The following is a 21,506-nucleotide window of genomic DNA, read 5'->3' as shown; positions in this document are numbered from 1 at the left end:
CGAACAACTCCCTGTAGGAGCTACCGAAGGCTGCGATCTTTTGATCTTGAAAGTCAAAAGATCGCAGCCTTCGGCAGCTCCTACACGTATGCGTGATCGAAAAATCTGCGCTCGATAGGTTTTCTCCAACACCGAGATAGACCGGCTAAATAATCAACCAAGCTGATGTTTACTATGGAAAACCCTGAGTGGTTGCTTCGGCTTTTTTGATCGATCCTGAGGCACTGAAACATGCCCACGGAGCACATCATGGCCAGTTCAATCATTACCTCAGCCAAGCGCGGCGCCTACTTGGCCATCGGTCTTTACCTGGCCTTGGTGCTGTTTGTCAGCATCGCCGCGCAAACTCAACACAGCTTCGACGCACCGATCCAGGTCGCACACCCCGGCATCCAGTTCGAACACCGCGCAGACGTGCTGGTTGATCGCGCTGAACTCGCAGGAGTGGGCGGCGCATGAAAGGCTACAGACTCTGGGTCATCGCCAGCCTGGCACTGATGACCAATGGCGCGGCGTTACTCGGCTTTGGCCAAGGCTCGGTGGGTGCGCTGGCGCGGGCCATAGAGGTCAATCACAGCATTGCGCACAACATCGAACGGGCCAACGCCCAAGGGTTGCTGGCCGGCAATCCGCCAATCAAGGCTGAGGTCGATTTTCTCGGGCCGTTTGAAGTGGATTGCATGGCACTAGGCATGTGCAACGCACTCGCCTAGACAACACGAACCACTGTGGCGAGGGAGCTTGCTCCCGCTGGGTTGCGAAGCAGCCCCAAATGCGGCGATCCCCTATTTCTGATGATCCGTGTTGAATGGATTTGCGACTGCTGCGCAGCCGAGCGGGAGCAAGCTCCCTCGCCACAGGTGTTCGGCAAGCAAGAAGAGAAAGTTATTTCTTCATGATTGAGGTGAACAGCTCGGAGTCGAGGAAACGCTGCAACCAGACCTGCAACCGCACATAAGGCGTCTGCGCAAACCACTCGCGATCCACATGCGCAAATTGCCGAACGAACGGCAGCAACGCGATATCCGCGAGACACGGATGATCACTCAGCAAATAATCCCGACCTTCAAGCAACCCATCCAGCCGCTGCAAAAACAACACCCCCTCAGCCCGATAAACTTCCATCGGTTGCTCCGGATAGCGTTCGGCGTACTTGTAGCGGTTCAAATGCACCTTGAACCCCTGATCGTTAGCCTCGATCACCCCGGCAATCCGTGAATCACCACCGAGCAGCCAGTCATCCGGATCATTCTGTGCCAACGCCCAGCGCATGATCTCCAGACTTTCATCAATCACCTGCCCATTGGCATCCAGCACCGGCACCGTGCCCTTGGGCGAGATCGCCAGCATCGCGGCCGGCTTGGCCTTGAGGCTGACTTCGACGATCTCCACCGGTACGCCCGAATAACGCAGGGCCATTCGCGCGCGCATCGCGTAAGGGCAGCGGCGGAACGAATACAGCGTGTTCATTTCACCTCCAGTGTGCTCAAACCGTTGCCTTGGCGTTGTACCTGAATCTGCACCGGAATCCGTTCGTGCATTTCCTGCACATGGGAAATCACCGCGACCTTGCGCCCCTGCGCCTGCAAGCCGTCGAGTGCATCCATGGCCAGTTGCAGCGACTCCGGATCGAGGCTGCCGAAGCCTTCGTCGATGAACAGCGATTCGATCTTCAGCGTGCTTGAGGCCATCGATGCCAGCCCCAGTGCAAGGGCCAGCGACACCAGGAAGGTTTCGCCGCCGGACAGCGAATGCACCGAGCGCAGTTCGTCGCCCATCTCCGTATCCATCACCAGCAGGCCGAGCATGCTGCCACCGCGTTTCAGGCGATAGCGTTTGACCAGTTGGCGCAACTGCACGTTGGCGTGATGCACCAGCAGGTCGAGGTTGTAGGCCTGGGCGATCTTGCGGAACGTGTCGCCGGTGGCCGAGCCGATCAACGCATTCAGACGCGCCCAGCGCTGGTACTCGGCATAGGCGTCGGCAATCTGTTGCGCGAGTGCCTGATTGGCGTTTTTCCGGCGCTGATCTTCGGCCTGTTCGGCGCGCAGTTCGGCGCACTGTTGCTCGCTGAGGTTGAACTGGTTCTGCAGCTCGGCGAGCGCGCTGGCGAGTTGCTCGGCATCAAGATTGCCGTTGTGCTGCGCCTGATGATCGGCCAGGCGTTGATCACGTTCCTGCAGCAGCACCTTGGCCTGTTCGATGGCTTTTTCGTTGTGCTGCAAGCGCTGGCGCAGTTCACTGAGCTGCGTGTCATCGATGCGCAACAGGTCTTCGAGGCCGCCGTCATCCAGTTCAGGATGGCGTGCGCGCCAGTCGGCAATTTTCTGCGTCAGTTCGTCGTCTTCGCTTTGCAGCGCCTGCAAGCGTTCTTGCTGAGCCTTGAGTTCGGCGCCAATCTGCACCCGTTGCGTGCGCACGTTCTGCAGTTCCGCAGCGGTGCCGGTTTCGGCGTTGCGCGCCTGATCCACAGCCTGTTCCAGTTGCTGCTGCCAGTGCTCGGCGCTGCTGTGTTCGCCCAGCAGTTGCGCGAGTTTTTCCTGACTGGCTTGTTGCTGCTCGGCCAGTGCACTGAATTGCTGCTCGGCGCTTTGCAGCTGCTGTACGCGGCTGAGCTGGCGATCCTGTTCTTTCTCCAGCGTCTGCTGGCGTTGTTGCTGCTCGGCCAACTCTTCTTTTTGCTGCTCGACCTGCGCCAGGCGCTCGGCAATCTGCCGGTCCAGCTGCATGAAGGTTGCCGCTGGCTCGACGCGCAAGGCTTCGAGGGTGTCGGCCGGCAGCAGGCTGGCGAACGCGGTGAGTTCTTCGTCGAGGCGCTGACGGTCGCTGCTCAGTTCGCGTTGTTGGTTGCTCAGGTGCTGCGCCGCTTGCTGATGCGCGGTTTCGGCATTGCGCAGTTGCTGGGTCAGACGCGCCGCGTCCTGTTGCAGGGTGAGCAGGGCGCTCTGGCGTTGTTCGTCCTGAGTGATGCTCTGGTTCAGTTGATCGTTCTGCCGGGTCAGCCAGGCGTCACGTTTGTCGGCGTCCTGATTCAGCAACTGAGGCGCCAGCGGATGGGCCTCCAGACTCGGCGCCAGTGCCAGCAACTGGGCGTTCAATTGCTCCTGCTGTTGCAACAGCTCTTTCTGCCGGGCGATCACACCACCGACTTCTGCGCGCAGCTCAGTGAGCTTTTCCTTGAGCTGATCGACCACTTGCTGGGCGTTGGCCTGTTCGCTTTCATCATGACGGCCGAGGCTTTGCAGCAGCGCTTCCGGCTGATGATACGGATGCTCGTTGCTGCCACAGACCGGGCACGGCTGATCGTCCTGCAACTGCGCGCGCAACTCCTCGACACTGGCGCTGCGGGCCAGACGCTGGCGTTCGAGCAGTTCACGGGTGACGTTGAGGGTTTGTTCGGCGACGGTCAGCTCGGCCTTGGTTTTCACCCCGTCCTGGGTCAGACGTTCACGTTCCTGCTGTGCATCGAGCAGGCGCTGTTGCAGCTCTACGCCGCGTTTTTCCAGCTCCTGCTGACTGGCCCAGAGCCGCGTCAGATCTTCGATGGCGCGCAGTTGTTTGCGGTTGTCCTGCAACAGGTTGCCAAGGATGCCGATCTGCTCGGCGACGGCATCCGGCTCGGCGCCGGCCTCTTTGAACAGCACTTCCAGTTGCTGTTTTTGCGTGGCCAACGCGTCGGCGCTGTGCGCGGCGTTCTGTTCGAGGGTCGCCAGTTCGGCCTGGCCCTTGTTCAGGCGATTGCCGATCAGCATCAGCTGTTGCAGGCGATCGCGATAGGCATTCCACGCATCGCTGAGCGGTGCCAGTTCGGCACTCTGCTCCAGCTCGGCGGCGATTTTCTGCAAGCGTTCAGCGACTTCGGCCTGTTTCGTCTGCAACGCTTGAATCGCGCTCTGGCCTTCGGTGCAGGCTTGCTCGGCGGACTGCCGGGCCTCGGCGCTGAGTGCGGTGTCCTTGGCGAGGCGGGCGAGGGTGCTTTGCTCATCGAAGGCCTGACGCAGCAGCGGGGCACTTTCGCTGTGCCGCTGCTGCGCTTCGCTCAGGGCGATTTTCGCCGCATCCAGCGCCTGTTCCAGTTGCGTCTGGCGTTCTTTGAGCTCGCCGTGCTGCTGAGTGTGCGCGGCGATCTGTGCCGCCAGCGGCGTCAGTTGCGCATCGAGTTCGGTCTTGCGCGCGAACTGGTGACGCTGCGGGGCGAGTTGTTCCAGGCGCGTCAGTTTCAGGCGTTCACCCGCCAGACCTTCCCACTGTTGCTGCGCACTGTGCAGTTGCTCGGCGGCGGCTTGCTGCGCGTCCTGCAACTGGCGCAAATCCTTGAGCCAACTGTGCTGTTGTTCCAGTTGCTTGAGTTGCGCCTGCTGCAACTTCAGCTGTTGCTGGGCAGCGTTGAAACGCTCATCCAGTTCGGCCCGGGCTTCGGGGGCCAGCGGGGTGACGCCCGTGGCTTGATCCTGCAGCAGCTTGTGCGCTTCGCGGGCCTCTTTGGTCTTGTCGAAGGCGCGGCGGCCAAGGCGGGTGTAGAGCGCGGTGTCAGTGAGTTTTTCCAGCAGTTCGCTGCGGTCGTTGTCATCGGCCTTGAGGAACGCGCTGAACTCGCTCTGGGCCAGCAGCACGGCGCGGGTGAACTGTTCGAAATTCAGGCCCAGCGCGGCTTCGAGCTGGGTCTTGTATTCGCCTTTCTGGCTGGCGAGCAGTTGATCCTGATCGATGTCGCGCAGGCTCTGCCGACTGGCCTGCAGTTTGCCGCCGGCCTTCTCCCGGGCACGGTTGGCTTCCCAGCGCGCACGGTAACGCCGGCCATCGACGCCGACGAAATCCACTTCCGCATAACCTTCACCGGTACCACGGCGCAGCAAGGTGCGTGGGTCGCCGGTGGCGATTTCGCCGTCCGCATCCGGAACCTTGGCGTCACGGCCAGTGTTGTTCAGCCGCGGCACGGCGCCGAACAACGCCAGGCACAGGGCATCGAGCAGGGTACTTTTACCGGCGCCGGTCGGCCCGGTGATCGCGAACAGGCCAGCACTGGCCAGTGGTTCGGCGGTGAAGTCGATTTCGAACGGCCCGGCCAGCGAGGCGAGGTTCTTCAAACGAATGGCGAGAATCTTCATGGCTGCTCGCCCTCCATCTGTACGTCCTGCAGCAGTTCGGCGAAGTCCTTGAGCGTCTGCTCATCGACCTCGTTGCCATAGTTGTCGAGCCAGGCGCGACTGAATAGCTCCTGCGGAGTGAGTTGATCCAGCTCGACCAGCGCGCTGCCGTCGTCGCTGCCCTCAGCGCCACGGTTGCCGGCGTACTCGGCGGCGATCCGCACCAAGCGCACGGCTTTGCCTTGCAGGGCGTTTTCCACCTGATGGCGCAGATCCGGCTGTGGCTCGTCGAGGGTCACGCGCACTTCCAGCCATGGCTGGCGCTGGGTTTCGGCGAGCAGATCGATGTTCGGCAGGTCAGCCAGTTGCAGCAGAATCTCCGCCAGTGGCGCCGGACCGATGCGTTGCAGGTTGACCGACCTTGGAATCAGTTTTGGTTCGACACTGACCAGGGTTTCGCCGTCGAGGGTGACGTCGAGAATCTGGTGCTGATAGCCGATCTCCGAGAACGACAGCGGAATCGGCGAACCGCTGTAGCGGATGCGTTCTTCACCGTTGACCTTCTGCGGCTTGTGCAAATGGCCGAGCGCAACGTAGCTGATGCTCGGCCCGAACAGGCTGGCGGGCAGCGCTTCGGCGTTACCGATGATCAGGCTGCGCTCGGAGTCTTCCGAGACCGAGCCGCCCGCCATGTGCGCGTGACTGATGGCGACCAGCGCCTGACCCGGCTGGCGCTTGGCATTCGCCGCTTCGATCAGCCATTCATGCACCTGACCGATACCGCGCAGATAGTTGTCGCCCAGATGCGCACCGGTCACCTCGGCTGGACGCAGGAATGGCAGCGCCAGGCACCAAGCGGCGATTTCGCCTTGGGCATTCGGCAGTGGCAGCAGCAGCCGTTCGGCGTCGAGCTGGCCGTCATCCAGCCACAACACCCGCCCCAGTGCATGGGTGCGCAAGCGGCGCATCAACGGCGCCGGCAGTTCGATGCGCGAGCCGGAATCGTGGTTGCCGGCAATCATCACGATGGTCAGCAACGGCTGCTGCTCGTGAGCGCTGACGACGAAATCGTAGAGGCGTTCCTGGGCTTTGACCGGCGGATTGACCGTGTCAAAGATGTCACCGGCAATCAGCAGCACATCCGGCTGCGCCAATTGCAGTTGGCGCAGCAGCCATTCGAGAAAGCACGCATGCTCGAAATCGCGCTCCTGGCCATGCAGGTTTTGCCCAAGGTGCCAGTCGGAGGTGTGGAACAGACGCAAGGTGGACTCCGCTACAGAAAGAGATGATGGCCGCGGGGAAATGATGGGCGGCTGAAGAGGGGGGAGTTTACTGGCAAACGGGCGGACTTGCCCAAAGGCTTGAAAGATCAGGAGGTCGTGGCCGATGCCGTCTGTCGCTACTGTCAGATCTGACAGTAGCTGGCCGACAGCATTGGGTGATGGGATAGCGCAGTCGCCAAGGCGTCAGGCCGGGGCTTTCTGTCACTTGAGGAGTTGCTTGTATGAAAACGCAATCACCATCAGCCTCTACGTCTTCTGATCCAGGCGTGAACGCGCTCAAGCCCATAAGGATCACCAAACTCAAGACTCCCGTGCAGGGCTATGACGGTGGTTTGCCGGTGGCCGCCGTGGAGGGAGGCGTCGAATTTCTGGTTCCTCCCTGGCTGGTCATGGAGGCGGGTGATCTGCTTGAGGTGTTCTGGGGCGACCTGCAGGCGCCGGTTTGGAGTAAAGACATCGAGCCGGAAGATGAAAACGAACTCATCAAAGGGGTTATCGATGAGGGGCATATCCGCAGAGGTGAGGCCTATCCGGTTTTTTATCGAGTGACCCGGCCGTTTCAGGAACCTGAGTCAACACCGCTGCAAAAGTTCTTCGTCAAACTGGATCGCCCCGGCGGCTTCGATGACGACCAGTCAACGCCCGGCAACCAGAACCTGCGCTACCACATTCCCCAAAGCATCATCGACAATGGCGTCGGCCCCGAGGAGGCCGCGGCGGGTGTGCCGATCACGATCCTGCCGTACCCCTTCATGCGTATCAACGACCGTGTCAAAGTGGCGTGGGGCAGCGTAGAGAAAGTCGTCCTTGTCGAGCAAAAACATATTGACGACCCTGACGCTAACCCGCTGGTCGTGACCATCGATCAAGCACTGATCGAGGAGGCGGGCGACAGCGCCGGGGTGATCGTGACGTACCAGGTGATCGACGAGTGTGGCAACTATCCCGATCCACGTTCCCTGTGGTCGGCGCAAACCCGAGTCGTGGTGGATCTGAAAGGAAATCGGCTCGATGCGCCGATCGTGCTGGAGGCCGATCCGCAGACTTACGAAATCGACCTCGACGAATTGAACGATGACGACGTGAACGTTCTGGTCAATACCCCCGCTGGCAACTTCCAGGAGCAGGATGTCGTCGCCTTGACCTGGCGAGGAATCAACGCCGAGGGCGTACCGATCAACCATGGCCCGGTAGAGCTGCCGGTGACGCGGGTCGGTGTTGCGCTGGTGTTCACTGTTCCGAACGACAAGGTGCGAGCCATTGCCAAAGGCCGGGCCAGTGTCTCCTACATACTCAAGCGAACGGGCGCGGCCGATCGGCCGTCCAAGACCGTCGGCATCTCGGTGACGGGGGAGACCTTCCGACTGCCGTCTCCTACGGTGGACGAAGCCCCTACCGGTACGCTGAACCCGGACGAACGCTGGGCCACCGTGCGCATTCCATGGTTTGCCGGACGCGCCGCCAGTGACCTGTTGACGCTGATCTGGGAGGCCACGCGGCCCGGCGGTGGCATCGTCTATTACGAAGACCCGCGCCCGGTTGGCGATGTACCGGATGACGAGCCGGTGTTGCGCAATGTCTCGAACGCGGAGATCCAGCGTTTCGACGGCTTGCAGGTCTCGGTGTTCTATACCGTCGCCAATGATGATGAGGCGACACTCAACGTGCGCGAGTCGTTGCCGTTCGAGATGCAGGTGGGCGAAGTGCAACCGCTGTTCGTGACGCCGCGCGTTGAAGAGGCGGTGCCTGGCACGTCGTTGATCGATCCGGAAGCCGTCCCACCGCTGGGCTGTAAATTGATTGTGCCGTATCTGCAGACACTGCCCGAAGACCTGGTGAATTATCGCTGGCGCGGTACGGGCGGTAACGGCAGCACCACTGGCTCACTGCGTCTTACAACGCAAACTGCGGGTAAGGAAGTGCCGTTCACGGTGCCTAAACAGTTTGTGACCAACAACCTCAATCGCCGGATTGTCATCGACTATTTCATTGTGCGTGACGGCAAGACCCTGGGTTACTCATTTCCACTGACCTTGCGGGTCGGCAATGCCCTGCTGGATTTCGATCCGCCCTCAATTGACGACGCGCGCGGCGACCAGATTGATGCGAGCGCGGTGCCAGCGGTAGGTGCAACCGTGCGTCTGGCTGCGGCGTATGGCCTGAGGGTGGGCGACAGCGGTGAGATCCGCTGGATCGGCGTTGCCGGAGGCGGCACCGCCATCGTGCCGTTTCGCGTGGAGAGCGGAGAAGCGGGGCGCGACAAACTGATCAGCGTGCCGCAGTCGGTGGTGTTGGCCAACGTCGGGCGGGAGATCTCGCTGGACTGCACCGTGGTGCGTCAGGCCGGTGGTCGCCAGTATTCGCGGGTGGCGGTTTATGACGTGCGTGCATCGCTGGGGACAGGCCGGTTGCTGGTGATGGGCGCGCGCTCGCGGGGGAATTACCAGATTTATGGCGGCGGGACTGCGTGGTTGACCGCGCTGGATGCAACCACCCGGCAGCCGATCAGGGCCTGGTGGCGGTATAACGGCGAGGAGGGCGAGGTCAGCGGCACGACTTTCCGCGACACCCGCCCGGACCGGCTGCTGCATGTGCGGATCAGCGATGATCAGGTGACGATCAATCCGCAGAACCTGTGCGGGAACGGTAATTTTATATCCGGCCATGAAGCAAACAACGCGGCCTTTGCAGCACGGACTGAGCGTGGCGCCCTGGTGGCATGGGGCAGCCCTGGTCGGGGTGGAAATTTAGGAGATTTGTTACCGGCCATTTCTGATGCCATATCGCTGAGTGCCTGCGGTTATGCCTTCGCGGCACGTCAGGCCAGTGGCGGGGTGGTGGCTTGGGGACGCAAAGAAGACGGAGGATTGGTATCCGAACCGGTCAGTCTTATGCGGGATATCGTGGCAGTGAGCGGCAACGGTTATGTGTTCTGTGCGCTACGTCGCGATGGAAGTCTGGTGGCGTGGGGAAATCCCGGTTTGGGGGCAACGCTTCCACAGCCGATACCTACACTAAGGAATGTCGTCAAAGTGATTGGCAACACCTACGCCTTTGCTGCGCTTCGGGCCGATGGTTCGGTCGTCGCTTGGGGGCACCAAAGCTACGGAGGTAATGTGCCGGAGTCCATCGGAAAAATGACTGACATCGTTGATATAGTCGCTACCGGTTACGCCTTTGCGGCCCTGTGTGCCAATGGTTCAGTGGTGGCTTGGGGCAGTGCCACTCATGGGGGGGATGTACCTGCCGGGATTGGGATATTTGAAGACATTGTGGAACTGAGCGGAACCGGAGCAGCCTTTGCCGCGCGACGTAGCAATGGCAGCGTTGTTGCCTGGGGGAGCGGGGCACACGGCGCAAACGTTCCTGCGCCGATCGCTTTATTGACGGATATCCTGACGGTAACGGGTAACAATGGATCATTCGTCGCACTGCTGAGCAGCGGGCGTGTCGTGGGGTGGGGAGCTCAGGTAGTTCCAACGGCGATTGCATTACTGACTGACGTCGTACAGGTAGTATGCGGGGGAGTTGCTTTTGCCGCACTGCGGGCCAACGGTACTGTTGTAGCCTGGGGGGTTGCTGATCGAGGTGGTGTAATCCCGGATGCCATTGCGGCCAGATTGATCAACGTCCGCGCCATTTATGGCAACACCCATGCCTTCGCCGCGCTGACCTCCAGCGGCGAAGTCGTGACCTGGGGCCGTGGCCCGGCCGGCGGTAACAGCGATGCCGTCGCCGATCAGCTCAACGGCAAAATCTTCTACGAAGCTACAGCGTTGTCCCGTGGTTTGGGGATGCGTGAGACGCGACTGCTTGAAGCGGCGGAAAGTGAACAAACCTCATAACACCGCCAACGCCTGAAAGATCGCAGCCTGCGGCAGCGCCTACGACTAAATGTAGGAGCTACCGCAGGCTGCGATCTTTTGCCTTTTACTTCGGATAAAGCGGCGGCAACCCACTGTCACCCACCGGATCCTGCACCCGCTCGGCCGCCGGAATGGTACGGATCGCCCGCCACAAATCCTCGCCCTGCCAATGCTGCCCCGTCTCGCTGTACAGCGCGCCATTGAGCCCATCCAGCGCATCCGACAACGGCACAAACCGCGCCGCCATATCCGCCAGTGTCTCCGGCTGCTGCCGCGCCCACGCATCGAGTGCCTGCCGGGTCGCTTGCGGATCATTCGCCTGGCACGCCCGTTTGATGTCGTCCAGTAAGGTGCGCGGGCTTGGGCCGGTTTGCGCGGCGCGATGCACCGCCGGTTGCCAGCGCGCACGCCACCACAGGCCGAAGCCGAGCAGGGTGGTGCAGGCGAGGATCAGCGTGCTGAGTTTCCACCACCACAACACATCGTTATCGGCGGCGTTCACTTGTAATGTGCCGGCCGGGGCGTCGACCTGCAGGCTCGGGTTGTTCGCTACTTGCAGGGTGCGCGCTGGCAGGCTGGTGTGTTCCAGATGATCTTCGAAGGTGTTCCACCATATCACGTCGACGGTCGGCAACTCGATCGCGCCGCTGCGGCTGGGCACCAGCGCTTCGCGTTCTTCACGGCTGCCGATCAGGCCGCGCTCGCCGCTCTGGTTGCTCAGCACCGGTTGATCCGGGTAACGGCGCAGGCCGTTGGCCTCTGTGGCGGGCAGGGCCGGGAGCTGCGAACTGGCCAGGCCTTCGGCCTTCAGGGTCAGGCTGCGGGTCAGGGAATCGCCGACCTGAAGGTGATCCGGCTCCGGGTTCCAGCTTTCACTCAGGCTCAGGCTGCGCGCGGGCAGCCACGGTGCATCGGCCGGGTAGGTCAGCGGTTTCGGTTTGACCGTCAGCGGAATCTCCGAGGAACTGACGCGCAACAGCTTGCCGGGTTTGGGGCCCTGCGCGGTCGCGTCCTGGCTGGGCTGCGTGTCGACCAGCGTGGCGCTGAACGTCTGCGGGGCAATGAGCAGCAAGCCGCTGTGCTGCGGGTAGATTGCATAGCGCATCTCGATCACGCCATGGCGCACGCCGTTGATGTCTTTTTCGTAGGTGCGCGTGTCGCCCAGTTGCTCGATGCGCGCGTCGGCGATTTGCAGCGGGGTCAGGCTGCTGTCGTCGTACAGCGACACCGAATGGTAGATGCGCAGGGTCAGGATCGCCTGGGCCTGCACGTACACGCTGGGCTGGTCGAGGCTGGCTTCGATGAACACCGGATCCAGGTTGTTTTTCTCTTCGCGGGTGTCGCTCTCGACCACTTGCACGGTGATCGGCTGGCTCTGCACCTCACCCAGTTGCAACGGCGGAATGACCACACTGCCGTTCTCTTTCGGCAGCAGGGTGATGATCCAGCGCGTGGTGGCGCGGTTGTCGCCATTGAGGGTGTTCAACTGGTTGACCTGGCGTGTGCCACGTACCTCGAACAACGGCTCCAGCGGCGTCAGGTCGGGTTTGCCGAACTGCGTGACATCATCCGTTTCGAGGGTGAGTTCGACCGTCTCGCCGGAGTTCAGTCGACTGCGATCCACGCTGGCCGTCAGCTCGGCCGCCTGGGCGGTGGCCGTGCAGAGCAGCAGGGGCAGCAAGAGAGCGGTGAAACGGGTCATCGAGTTTTTTCCTGATCCTGATGTTGTTGCTGTTCGTACCAGAATTTGCGTCGCAGCAATTCGCCCGGGTCGTCGGGGATCTTGCCCAGCCATTGTTCCAGTGCCTGACGCTGCTCGCCTTCGAGGTTGTCCTCGCTCGGACGCAGCGTCGGCACGGTGTCGGTTTCTTCCGCTTCATTGCTGCCCGGCACTTCGTTGGGGCCTGGCTGCGGCGGGGTGGTCGGCGGCGGTTCGTTGGCGGACTCGCCGGGCTGCGCCTCGCTCGGGGTGTCACTTTTCACCGCGGGTGGTGGCGCGGTCGCTGGTGGCGATTCATCGCCGGGCACGTTCGGCTGCGCCGGTTGTGGCTGTGGTTCGGCCGGTGGCGGGGTGTTCTTCTGCTTGAGCAGGTTTTCCACCAGGGCCTTGTTGGTCAGCGCCGGGCGCAAATCCGGTTGCAGTTCCAGCGCTTGCTCGTAGGCATCGATGGCGGCTTCCAGCTCACCACTTTTCGCCAGCGCATTACCGCGATTGTAGTGGGCGCGGGCATCGCTGCCTTCGGCGAAACGCTGAGCGGCGCCACTGTAATCGCCGGCCTCGTACAACGCTACCCCTTGCCACTGATGATCTTCGAAGTGTGCGGCAGCCTCGGCCGGGCGTTTCTGCTTGAGCAAGTGCAGGCCCTGTTGGTCGGGGCGCAGCCACAGGTCTTCGAAGTCAAAAGCGTAGCTCGGCTGCGGCAGGCACAGCAGCAAGGGCAGGCAAAACAACCAGCCACGTCGTCCGGCGCAGGCGGCCAGCAGCAATAGCGGCAACAACAGCCAGTAACCCTGATCGGCCCAAGTGTCGAGGCGCACGGTCTGGCCATCGTCGCGCAGGCTGCGCGGGCCATCGAGCAGACCGAGGGCGCGCAAATCGGATTCGTCGAGACGCGCGCTGTGATATTCGCCACCGACGCTGGCGAGGAATGCGCCAAGGCCCGGGCTGTCGAGTTGCGGCACGCGAATCGCGCCCTGTTCGTCCTTGAGGAAACTGCCGTCCTCCTGGGCAATCGGCGCGCCTTCAGCGGTGCCGATGCCGAGCATCAGCAGTTGCGCCGATTGCTGGTCGAGGGCGCGGCGGATGCCTTGGCGTTCTTCTTCGGTCAGCGAGGAGCCGATCAGCAGAATCCGTCCCTGACCGAGCGCGCCTTGCTTGAGCAAGGCCAATGCTTTGCTTACGCCGAGATCAGCGCGATGGCCGCTTTCCGGCATCAGCGACGGCTTGAGGGCGTCGAGCAGATTGTGGCTGGTCGCCAGGTCATCCGACAGCGGCACCAAGGTGTGCGCGCTGCCGGCGTAGACAACGATCGCGGTCTGCGCATCGCTGCGTGCCTGCAACAGGTCGAACAGCTTGCGCCGGGCCTGTTCCAGTCGCGTTGGCGGCGAGTCAGTGGCGAGCATTTCCGGGGTCAGCTCCAGAACGACGACCAGCGGGTCGGCAGGTTTCTGGCTGGTCTGTTCGACGCGCTCCCAACTGGGCCCGAGCAGGGCGACGATGGTCAGCAGCCACGCCACGCCAAGGGCGACCCACGGCAGCTTGCTGGCGCGGCCATTGCCACCGCTGAGCAGCGTCGCGTGGAACGCCGGCGGCAGAATCATCTGCCAGCGTCCGGCGCGTTTCTGCCGGTGCCATAGTTGCCAGATCAGCCAGCCGAGCAGCGGCAGGAGCAGCAGCCACCAAGGGCGGAACCAGTGCGGCCAGAGCGCGATCATCGGCGCCTCCGCAGACGCAGGCGCTTGAGACGCTCGCGCCAGTCAGGCAACGGACTTTGCAGATACAGCTCCTTGGTAAACAGGCGTTGCAGCGGATTGTCCGGCCACAATTCGCGGGCGACCAGCAACAGGCTCAGCAGCAGGGCCAACGCCAGTGGCCACTGATACAAGGCTTGCGCCGGGCGCGCCTGGGTTGGTTGCTGGGTCACCGGTTCGAGTTGATCGAGGGTGTCCCGGATCGCTTGCAGCTCTTTGCCGTCGCGGGCGCGGAAGTACTGGCCGCCAGTGGCATTGGCGATGGCTTTGAGGGCCGGTTCGTCAAGGTCAAGGCTCGGATTGACCCCGAGCAGGCCGGTGCTGCCACTGTCTTCGGGGTCGGCGCCGATGCCGATCGGGTAGATTTTCACCCCTTCGCTGGCGGCCAGTTTTGCTGCGGTCAGCGGATCGATTTCGCCGCCGTTGTTGGCGCCGTCGGTGACCAGAATCAACACCCGGCTTTGTGCCGGACGCATGCGCAGGCGCTTCAGCGCCAGACCAATCGCATCGCCGATGGCGGTGTTCTTGCCGGCGATGCCGATGCGCGCTTCATCGAGCCAGACGCGCACGGTATGGCGGTCAAACGTCAGCGGTGCCTGCAGATAGGCCTGACTGCCGAACAGGATCAGACCGACGCGGTCGCCATCACGGCTTTCAAGGAAATCCCCGAGCAGATGCTGGACCAGCGACAAGCGACTGACGTCTTCGTCCTGCCACTGCATGTCGGGGAAATCCATCGAGCCGGACACGTCCACCGCCACCAGCAGATCGCGGCCGCTGGCGGCGATCGGCAACGGTTCGCCGAGCCATTGCGGACGCGCCGCGGCGCTCAGCAGCAACAGCCACAGCAGCAGGAACGGTGCTTGCTGGCGCCACGCCGGCAGGTTGGCGCGGGCCCGGCGCCGTGCCAGACCTTCGAGGTCGGAGAGGAAACTCACGCGCAGCGCCGGCTCGCCGCTGTCGGCCACCGGCAGCACCAGACGCATCAGCCACGGCAGCGGCAGCAGCACGAAGATCCACGGCCAGGCGAACTCAAACATGCTTGCGAATCCAGGTGTCGACGGCTTGGGTCAGGCCGGCGATGGCTTTGTCGTCGAGTTTGCATTCGGGTTTATAGGCGCCTTCGACCAGCACCATCCAGCGAGTCAGGCCGGCGGCCGGGCAACGGTTGTCGAGAAACGCCAGCCATTTGCGGCCATTGAGCGTGTGGCTCTGGCTGTAGGGGTAGTGGTTGCGGCACAGGCGTTTGAGCAGACCGTTGAGCTGCTGCAGCCAAGCCCCGGCCGGTGCGCCGTCGTAGGGTTTGGGCATCTGGGCCAGTTCGGCCAGCGCGGCGATGCGCACAGGGTCCAGCGGTTGTTCGGCGCGCACGATCGGGCGTTTCCTGATCGGAATGAACCGACGCAAACGCCACACTGCGAACCCAAGCAACGGCAGCAATAACAGCAGCAGCCACCAGCCCGGCGCCGGTGGCCAGAAGTCGATGGGCGGCGGGGAGATCAGCGGTTGCAGTTGTTCGAGGCCGTTCATCGACTGCTCCCCGGGCGCTGCGGATTGAGGAACTCGCGCATCTGCTCGACCATTTCGCTTTGCGTGCTCAACGGCATCAACAACACCCGCAGTTTTTGCGCGACCAATTCCCAGCGGGCGATGCGTGCTTCGGCCTGAGCGCGATAGGTCTGGCGCAGCTCGAAATTCAGCGTGTCGAGTTCCAGTTGTGCGCCTCTTTCCGCGAATCTCAGCAGCCCGGCGGCAGGCAGGGCGTGGTCCAGCGGATCGGACAGCGGCAACAACAACAGATCGCAATGACGCGACAGCAGGCTTAGTTGCTGCTCGGCGCTGTCGGACAGCGCGCGCTCGTCGCAGATCACGATCACCAGGCTGCCCGGGCGCAACACCTCACGCGCCCGGCGCAGCGCCACGCCGAGGGCATCGCGGTCCGGTTCGCGTTCGCTGTGCAGCGACTGATTGACCTTCACCAGGCGGTTGAGCAATTGCAGCAGGCTCTGCTTGCTGCGGCGCGGTTTGATTTCGTAATGCTCGTTATCGCCGAACACCAGTCCGCCGACCCGGTCGTTGTGCCCCAGCGCGGCCCAGCCGATCAACGCCGCCGCTTGCGCTGCGAGCACTGACTTGAACATCAGCCCGGAGCCGAAAAACAGCCGCGTGCTTTGCTCGACCATGATGAAAATCGGTCGCTCGCGTTCTTCATGGAACAGCTTGGTGTGCGGCTCCTGGGTACGCGCGGTCACGCGCCAGTCGATGGTGCGCACGTCGTCGCCGGCCTGATAGACCCGCACCTGATCGAAGTCGACCCCGCGACCACGGAATTTCGAGTGATGCAGGCCGATCAGCGGACTGCGCTGACTGGGTGTGGAAAACAGCTGCACTTCGCGCACACGGTGGCGCATCTCGATCAGATCGGTGAGGCTGATGCGGATGCCCGGTTCGGACGGCAGGTGGGCGTTCATGGGGGTCAAGCGACGGCTACGACGTCGAGAATCCGCTGCACCACCCGATCCTGATCGATGCCGGCGGCTTCGGCTTCAAACGACAGAATGATGCGGTGACGCAACACGTCGAACAGCACGGCCTGAATGTCTTCCGGGCTGACGAAGTCGCGCCCGGCCAGCCAGGCGTGGGCCCGGGCGCAGCGGTCGAGGGCGATCGAGCCGCGTGGGCTGGCGCCATAGGCGATCCACTCGGCCATTTCCGGGTCGAACTTGGCCGGGGTGCGCGTGGCCATGACCAGTTGCACCAGGTATTCCTCTACGGCGTCGGCCATGTACAGACCAAGGATTTCCTTGCGCGCGGCGAAAATCGCCTGCTGGCTGACTCGGCGTTCCGGTTTGGTTTCGCCATTCAGCGCTTCGCCACGGGCCTGCTGCAGGATCCGGCGTTCGACGGCAGCATCCGGGAAACCGATTTTGACGTGCATCAAGAAACGGTCGAGCTGCGCTTCCGGCAGCGGGTAGGTGCCTTCCTGCTCGATCGGGTTCTGCGTGGCCATCACCAGAAACAGCGGCGACAGCTCGTAAGTGCTGCGCCCGACACTGACCTGACGTTCGGCCATGGCTTCGAGCAGCGCCGATTGCACCTTGGCCGGGGCCCGGTTGATTTCGTCCGCCAGCACCAGGTTGTGGAAGATCGGCCCTTGCTGGAACACGAAACTGCCGGTTTCCGGACGATAGATCTCGGTGCCGGTGATGTCGGCCGGCAGCAGGTCCGGGGTGAACTGGATGCGATGGAACTGGGCTTCGATGCCCTCGGCGAGTTCTTTGATCGCTTTGGTCTTGGCCAGACCCGGAGCGCCCTCGACCAGCATGTGGCCGTCGGCGAGCAGGGCGATGAGCAAACGCTCGATGAGTTTTTCCTGGCCGAGAATCTGCGTTGAAAGAAAGGTTCGCAGCGCCAGCAGCGCTTCACGATGTTCCATCGGTGACTGTTCCTGGAAAGGGGTGGCCACAGGCGTTCGGATAACGCCGGGGCTGGGGGCGTTACTTTAATCCATCGAGGGGGGCGGCGACTAACGGCATTTTGCGCAAAGTGCGGGAAATGACTGGGGGATTTGTTGGAATTTTGTAGCAGGGGAGTGATTGGTTGCCGGTACCGGCCCTATCGCGAGCAGGCTCACTCCTACAATGGATCGTCGTACACCATACCTGTAGGAGTGAGCCTGCTCGCGATGAGGCCAGTCCAGCCGATATCAAATCTGGCTGATATAGGTCCCGGTGCCATCAAGGATGTTCTTCAGGGTTTCTTCAACTTCAGCCAGATCAACCATGTCCGGGTTGAAGGTGATCTCCAGCACATCATCGCCATTCAACGCATCGGCATCTGCCGCAGCGATTTCGATCTTCAGCAGGGTCTTGGACAGGGTGACTTTCACGCCGTCGAGCGTCGAAGGCTCGCCATCCAGGGTGATCTCCAGCTCGTCCTCGTCCGGATAGCGGCTCATCAGAAACATGTCGCCCTTGTCGCTATGGCAGCAGAGCATGGCCATGTTGTCTTCTTCGTCGTCGCACGGGTTGACGATCAGTAGGGCGGTGGTCATTTGCATGGGGGAATTCCTGGCCGACGGGCGCTAAGTGCAATCGAAAGCGCGATTTTGCCAGCCTTGGCGCATTTGCGCTGCTCTCTTGCGTGGGTTGCTTTATTGACGACTGCAACAAGAGGGTGCGTGAAACCTGGCGGAATCAATGAAAAAGGAAAATTCCGACAGATGAATTCTGGGTTGAGGGTTGAAATTTCCGAGGACGCCGCAGGGAAAATTACTTGTTTGAACTTGGCAGCCATTTTCTGCTTTTTCGCTTGTTTTATCGCCACGATTGTCATTATTTTGCGGTTCGAACGCAAAGGAGTGCGTCATCTCAAACCGAAAAAAGGGACCTCTTTCAATGCATCCGTATTTCGAACGCGCTGAGGAAATTGCACACCTGTCCGACGATCAGATTGAGCAGATTTATCAGCGATATCTGGACGGAGAAAAAAGCGCTGCGCTTCTGGTCGAGTATCAGATCCCTGCCACTGTTCGCAGCTTGCTCAAGGTTTTGCCGCCGATTGTCAGTCAGGATCTGAAATGCCCCTATTGCGATGTGCCGATGTGGGTACGTCGGCACGCCCGGGGCACTCCGGTCTCGCAGCGTCATCCTTACAAGTGCATACGGTGCGAGCACCGATACTCTGCATCCGCCCGCCATGGCCGACGCATGGCGTGTACTTGCCAGGCATGTTGCCAGGTTAATCAGCAACAATTGGCGGCGCAGGCCGAGCGTGATCGACGCGAACTTGAATCGCGCTTCGGTGTACCGAGTCCCGCGGTGCCGTATTCGACCCTTGGGTTTGTGCAGAAACTGACGTTGCTGGCCTTGCTTGACGATGGCAATGGCAGCCATCCCGAATGGATCGCGCCGTTGAGCGCGACATCCCGAAGCGAACATCTGGCACCGAGCGTCGAGGCCAGCGAGGAAAGATTGAAGAGTCTGCACGAGGCGGGCGTGTTAACGGTCGCGACGAGCTCTGATATCAGGGCCTTCGATCGCACTGAGGGTTGCAGTATCAGTGACTATTCTGCAGTGCGCTGGCAGCCTAATGTGGCACTCGGCGGCGTTGCGCGCTGTAATCGGGAAAGCCTGTACCTGACGCTATATCAGGAGTTATCCGGCGAGATTCAGGTCGCCTGGAAGAGCGAACTCTACGGGCTGATTTTCGATCTGGCCCGAGAAGAATCGCTTCAATACATCCGAGTGCTGGCCAACGAAGTCAGTTTTTCGTTCACGGCCGAGGCGCGTGCCGAAACGGTTGTGGGGCAACTCCTGCAGGATTTTTCCGTAAGCCAGCTCTACTACTTCGCCCGCCTGGCAGTAAAAAACGCTGCGCACTTCTACGCCACCGGTAACTCCAAAGGTCGCAATCATGCGTCCAACACCATCCCGCGCAACATGCTCGGGACCGCTCAGGATGCCCTGACTCGGAACTGGCGCAAAAACGCACACCGTGATTCGCGGGTACCGCAATCGGCGTTACATCGGTTGTTGTATGACGTAGTGCTCAAGGACAGCGGTGCCGGGTTTTCCAAGTCGCCGGGAATGTATTGGCGCGATGAACTGGTGCCGCAGTTCTTCTCCCGTGCAGCTTTTGACAGCGACCTGCTCGGTCATTTGAGGCTGTTTTGCCGAGAGTGTGACTCCAGCAATATCGACGCCAGCATGGATAAATTGATCCTGAAAACCATGTGTTACGACTGTGCCACCGTGAGCAAATTCAGGGCGTTCGAGGAGCTGCCTGACTGATGTTTATGGGGGCTAAGCGGCCCAGGAAAAAGGGAAGGCATAAGCTCAATGTGGCTGCTTTCCTTTTTTTCTTCGAGGTGGTTCCTGAGGATGTTGCCTTGAATCTTTTTTGAGTTCTGAGGGCTGTTTTCTAAAGTGCATGATTGTGCGGTAAGGAACGTAAAACAGGAGCTGAAAGAGAATCGGGGGGAGTAAGAATACGAAAAGAAAAACGCCTGAAGAGTACGTTGAATAGAATAGAAAATTCTGACCCATGATCCTCAGTTTTGAGTCGCGGCTCATGAGGTCGGTGGAGTTTAAATAAGCTTCATAGGTGAAGATAGAGCAAAATAAAAGCAGGGCAATGAGCGATAAGGAATATTTTATGAGTGAAAGTTTGTTTGCTCTTTCAAATATCTGGTCGGATATTTTAAAGCATCGGTACAGGAATATTAAGCTGAATATTGGCGCAAATACCGCAATGTAATTCGTGGTTATCCTGGAGCTTAGAGGGAGTTTGGATGACCAGAAGCCGATGTTTTCGATCAGATAGTTTTGTAGAGCAGAATCGAGCAGCATAGGATGGTGCTCGTTAATGATTGGAACTATTAGGTTGATGAGGAGGATCGGCGCCAGCATGGATATAAAACATGCGGTTGATATGGATGGCTCAGGAGTGTTTTGCACCGTGTAATCCTTGTTTGGTGGCCGGCTCAATTAATTGAACCGGCAGGCAGAGTATTAATGCGCTGGCGTCGTTTCAACTAGCGTGAATACTGTGTCATTTATCTTTTCCACGGTTTTGGCATCGAGTAAAGCGGCAACGCCAGCCACGAGGAGACCGGTAGCGACTACAGCAATTACGGGTGGAAACGAAAAAGCAGCTAGCACTGGTGGTGCTATGAGAGCGACCAGCATCCCTGCTCCGGCTCCTGCGGCAATGCTTTCGAATTCGAGTAACAGGGGTTTCCAGTTTCCATCCTGAAAACCGATGATTGCCTTTTCCACAACAGAATGCGCCTGCACGATTTTTCCGGTTACGCCAAATCCTTTGGCGAGCCGATTGACACTGTCCATGTAGGACGCCTTGTCCAGCGCGTTCAGTGCGTCGACAACCGCACGGGTATCCTGCGGGCTGAGCCTTGCATTCGGGTTGGTTCGCACCTGCTCGAACGTTCGCAGCGCCTCGTTGTAGCTCCTGATCTTTTTCCCTGATACATCCTTTTGAAGATCCATCACCACTTGATGCAGCTTGACGCCGTATTTCTCGAGGATGAATTTGTTCGCGTCGGCGACGTAAGCCACCGCGCGTTTGTAGTCATCAATACGTTTGGCCTCCGCTTCGGCAGCGATCCGCTGTTTTTCTTCCTCCAGTCGCAGAGCAGCCTGAAGCGCCTGCTCTTGTCTTTGCGCCTCTTCAGCTTGTCGCGCCGCTTCGGCGGCCTGCTGTTGGGCGAGGGCCTCGGCCTGTCGCCGAGCTATTTCGGCATACAGCCTGGTCTGGCGGTCTTGAAGATTTGCGATTTGTTCGTTCAGAAGCATGGCGTCGTAAGTGGCTTGTAACTTCGCATATTGTTGCGACGTTTTAATATCCCTTAATTTTTGCTGCAGCTCGGTGTTTTTTTGAAAAAGCAATTCATTGACAATGTTGGTGGCTTTGTTTAGCCATGTATCGGGAGTAGGGTGGGTCAGCGGTGGGTGCCTGCTGTCTATAATGTTTAACTCTATTTGCAAGCCTTGTTCTAAATTGTGCTTTTTTTCCAGATAGTCACTTTCTATCGCCAGTGTGAGCCCATGCATCGGGTTGCCCAGCGGATAATTCTTGAGAATATCTCCGCGAATGGTGCCAGGGTTCAAATTGATGATTTCCCAGGAGCCATCGCCGTAGATTATTGTTGTCGGAAGTTCAAGTTGTCGCATGTGTTGATTCCTTTCTTTGATAGAGACCCGTTCCGTGGGTCAGGTTGACAAATGATGTCTGGTTTTTTATGGGGTGCGCTTATATAGATAGCACTGCAGATTTTTGCG

16 protein-coding genes are annotated in these 21,506 nt (G+C 60.4%); 4 read left to right on the top strand and 12 right to left on the bottom strand.

The features are described 5' to 3' along the window. Positions 1 to 249 precede the first annotated feature (249 nt). Complete coding sequence (locus VLA07_RS19570) at positions 250 to 459, top strand: hypothetical protein (RefSeq protein WP_027613086.1); 210 nt, start codon at positions 250 to 252, stop codon at positions 457 to 459. After that, positions 456 to 713, top strand: a complete 258-nt coding sequence (locus VLA07_RS19565) for a hypothetical protein (RefSeq protein WP_333990716.1) — start codon at positions 456 to 458, stop codon at positions 711 to 713. Before VLA07_RS19570 ends, VLA07_RS19565 begins: the two co-directional genes overlap by 4 nt. Positions 714 to 885: 172 nt before the next feature. On the opposite strand, the gene VLA07_RS19560 is transcribed toward VLA07_RS19565, so the two are convergent. The 3 genes from VLA07_RS19560 to VLA07_RS19550 are packed head-to-tail and all read right to left on the bottom strand — an operon-like array spanning position 886 to position 6,349. Next, on the bottom strand, positions 886 to 1,470 hold the full coding sequence (locus VLA07_RS19560; RefSeq protein WP_333990714.1) for a glutathione S-transferase: 585 nt from the start codon (positions 1,468 to 1,470) through the stop codon (positions 886 to 888). Continuing rightward, positions 1,467 to 5,108, bottom strand: coding sequence for an SbcC/MukB-like Walker B domain-containing protein (locus VLA07_RS19555; protein ID WP_333990713.1), 3,642 nt, complete (start codon positions 5,106 to 5,108; stop codon positions 1,467 to 1,469). The genes VLA07_RS19560 and VLA07_RS19555 overlap by 4 nt, the downstream gene beginning before the upstream one ends. Then, positions 5,105 to 6,349, bottom strand: coding sequence for an exonuclease SbcCD subunit D C-terminal domain-containing protein (locus VLA07_RS19550; protein WP_247269007.1), 1,245 nt, complete (start codon positions 6,347 to 6,349; stop codon positions 5,105 to 5,107). The genes VLA07_RS19555 and VLA07_RS19550 overlap by 4 nt, the downstream gene beginning before the upstream one ends. A 242-nt stretch (positions 6,350 to 6,591) precedes the next feature. Between VLA07_RS19550 and VLA07_RS19545 the strand changes: the two genes are divergently transcribed. Beyond that, entirely contained in the window at positions 6,592 to 10,215 is a 3,624-nt protein-coding gene (locus tag VLA07_RS19545) for an RCC1 domain-containing protein (RefSeq protein ID WP_333990709.1), read from the top strand. Positions 10,216 to 10,300: 85 nt separating this feature from the next. Here VLA07_RS19545 and VLA07_RS19540 read toward each other — a convergent pair whose 3' ends face one another. From VLA07_RS19540 to VLA07_RS19505, 8 genes are all read right to left on the bottom strand, one after another. After that, a complete protein-coding gene (locus VLA07_RS19540; RefSeq protein WP_333990707.1) occupies positions 10,301 to 11,938 on the bottom strand; it encodes a BatD family protein in 1,638 nt (545 codons plus the stop codon). Further along, positions 11,935 to 13,671: a tetratricopeptide repeat protein gene (locus VLA07_RS19535; RefSeq protein ID WP_333990705.1), complete on the bottom strand. Its 1,737-nt coding sequence runs from the start codon at positions 13,669 to 13,671 to the stop codon at positions 11,935 to 11,937. Before VLA07_RS19535 ends, VLA07_RS19540 begins: the two co-directional genes overlap by 4 nt. Further along, positions 13,668 to 14,747 carry a vWA domain-containing protein gene (locus VLA07_RS19530; RefSeq protein WP_150368734.1) on the bottom strand — a complete coding sequence of 360 codons (1,080 nt, stop codon included), beginning with the start codon at positions 14,745 to 14,747 and terminating at the stop codon, positions 13,668 to 13,670. The genes VLA07_RS19535 and VLA07_RS19530 overlap by 4 nt, the downstream gene beginning before the upstream one ends. After that, on the bottom strand, positions 14,740 to 15,237 hold the full coding sequence (locus tag VLA07_RS19525; protein WP_329698735.1) for a DUF4381 domain-containing protein: 498 nt from the start codon (positions 15,235 to 15,237) through the stop codon (positions 14,740 to 14,742). Before VLA07_RS19525 ends, VLA07_RS19530 begins: the two co-directional genes overlap by 8 nt. Beyond that, entirely contained in the window at positions 15,234 to 16,178 is a 945-nt protein-coding gene (locus VLA07_RS19520; RefSeq protein ID WP_333990702.1) for a DUF58 domain-containing protein, read from the bottom strand. The genes VLA07_RS19525 and VLA07_RS19520 overlap by 4 nt, the downstream gene beginning before the upstream one ends. Positions 16,179 to 16,183: 5 nt before the next feature. Then, a complete protein-coding gene (locus VLA07_RS19515; protein ID WP_003218556.1) occupies positions 16,184 to 17,143 on the bottom strand; it encodes an AAA family ATPase in 960 nt (319 codons plus the stop codon). Between the two features lie 270 nt (positions 17,144 to 17,413). Continuing rightward, a complete protein-coding gene (locus tag VLA07_RS19510) occupies positions 17,414 to 17,767 on the bottom strand; it encodes a hypothetical protein (protein WP_011334588.1) in 354 nt (117 codons plus the stop codon). Continuing rightward, positions 17,758 to 18,063 carry a hypothetical protein gene (locus tag VLA07_RS19505; RefSeq protein ID WP_333990638.1) on the bottom strand — a complete coding sequence of 102 codons (306 nt, stop codon included), beginning with the start codon at positions 18,061 to 18,063 and terminating at the stop codon, positions 17,758 to 17,760. The genes VLA07_RS19510 and VLA07_RS19505 overlap by 10 nt, the downstream gene beginning before the upstream one ends. A gap of 41 nt (positions 18,064 to 18,104) precedes the next feature. On the opposite strand from VLA07_RS19505, the gene VLA07_RS19500 reads away from it, so the two are divergent. Beyond that, positions 18,105 to 19,499 carry a hypothetical protein gene (locus VLA07_RS19500; RefSeq protein WP_333990636.1) on the top strand — a complete coding sequence of 465 codons (1,395 nt, stop codon included), beginning with the start codon at positions 18,105 to 18,107 and terminating at the stop codon, positions 19,497 to 19,499. 720 nt (positions 19,500 to 20,219) lie between these two features. Here VLA07_RS19500 and VLA07_RS19495 read toward each other — a convergent pair. Next, positions 20,220 to 21,398 (bottom strand): colicin-like pore-forming protein, encoded by a 1,179-nt coding sequence (locus VLA07_RS19495; RefSeq protein WP_333990634.1) that lies wholly within the window; start codon positions 21,396 to 21,398, stop codon positions 20,220 to 20,222. Positions 21,399 to 21,506 lie beyond the last annotated feature (108 nt).

The sequence above is a fragment of the Pseudomonas sp. S3(2024) genome, from assembly GCF_036861315.1.
Classification (GTDB): Bacteria; Pseudomonadota; Gammaproteobacteria; order Pseudomonadales; family Pseudomonadaceae; genus Aquipseudomonas; species Aquipseudomonas putida_A.
This window is presented reverse-complemented; position numbering and strand designations above follow the sequence as displayed.

Bases quoted from the DNA above. Each gene is read 5' to 3' on its own strand.
- VLA07_RS19570 (WP_027613086.1), top strand. From the start codon at position 250: ATGGCCAGTTCAATCATTACCTCAGCCAAGCGCGGCGCCTACTTGGCC.
- VLA07_RS19565 (WP_333990716.1), top strand. From the start codon at position 456: ATGAAAGGCTACAGACTCTGGGTCATCGCCAGCCTGGCACTGATGACC.
- VLA07_RS19560 (WP_333990714.1), bottom strand. From the start codon at position 1,470: ATGAACACGCTGTATTCGTTCCGCCGCTGCCCTTACGCGATGCGCGCG.
- VLA07_RS19555 (WP_333990713.1), bottom strand. From the start codon at position 5,108: ATGAAGATTCTCGCCATTCGTTTGAAGAACCTCGCCTCGCTGGCCGGG.
- VLA07_RS19545 (WP_333990709.1), top strand. From the start codon at position 6,592: ATGAAAACGCAATCACCATCAGCCTCTACGTCTTCTGATCCAGGCGTG.
- VLA07_RS19540 (WP_333990707.1), bottom strand. From the start codon at position 11,938: ATGACCCGTTTCACCGCTCTCTTGCTGCCCCTGCTGCTCTGCACGGCC.
- VLA07_RS19535 (WP_333990705.1), bottom strand. From the start codon at position 13,671: ATGATCGCGCTCTGGCCGCACTGGTTCCGCCCTTGGTGGCTGCTGCTC.
- VLA07_RS19530 (WP_150368734.1), bottom strand. From the start codon at position 14,747: ATGTTTGAGTTCGCCTGGCCGTGGATCTTCGTGCTGCTGCCGCTGCCG.
- VLA07_RS19525 (WP_329698735.1), bottom strand. From the start codon at position 15,237: ATGAACGGCCTCGAACAACTGCAACCGCTGATCTCCCCGCCGCCCATC.
- VLA07_RS19520 (WP_333990702.1), bottom strand. From the start codon at position 16,178: ATGAACGCCCACCTGCCGTCCGAACCGGGCATCCGCATCAGCCTCACC.
- VLA07_RS19515 (WP_003218556.1), bottom strand. From the start codon at position 17,143: ATGGAACATCGTGAAGCGCTGCTGGCGCTGCGAACCTTTCTTTCAACG.
- VLA07_RS19510 (WP_011334588.1), bottom strand. From the start codon at position 17,767: ATGCAAATGACCACCGCCCTACTGATCGTCAACCCGTGCGACGACGAA.
- VLA07_RS19500 (WP_333990636.1), top strand. From the start codon at position 18,105: ATGCATCCGTATTTCGAACGCGCTGAGGAAATTGCACACCTGTCCGAC.
- VLA07_RS19495 (WP_333990634.1), bottom strand. From the start codon at position 21,398: ATGCGACAACTTGAACTTCCGACAACAATAATCTACGGCGATGGCTCC.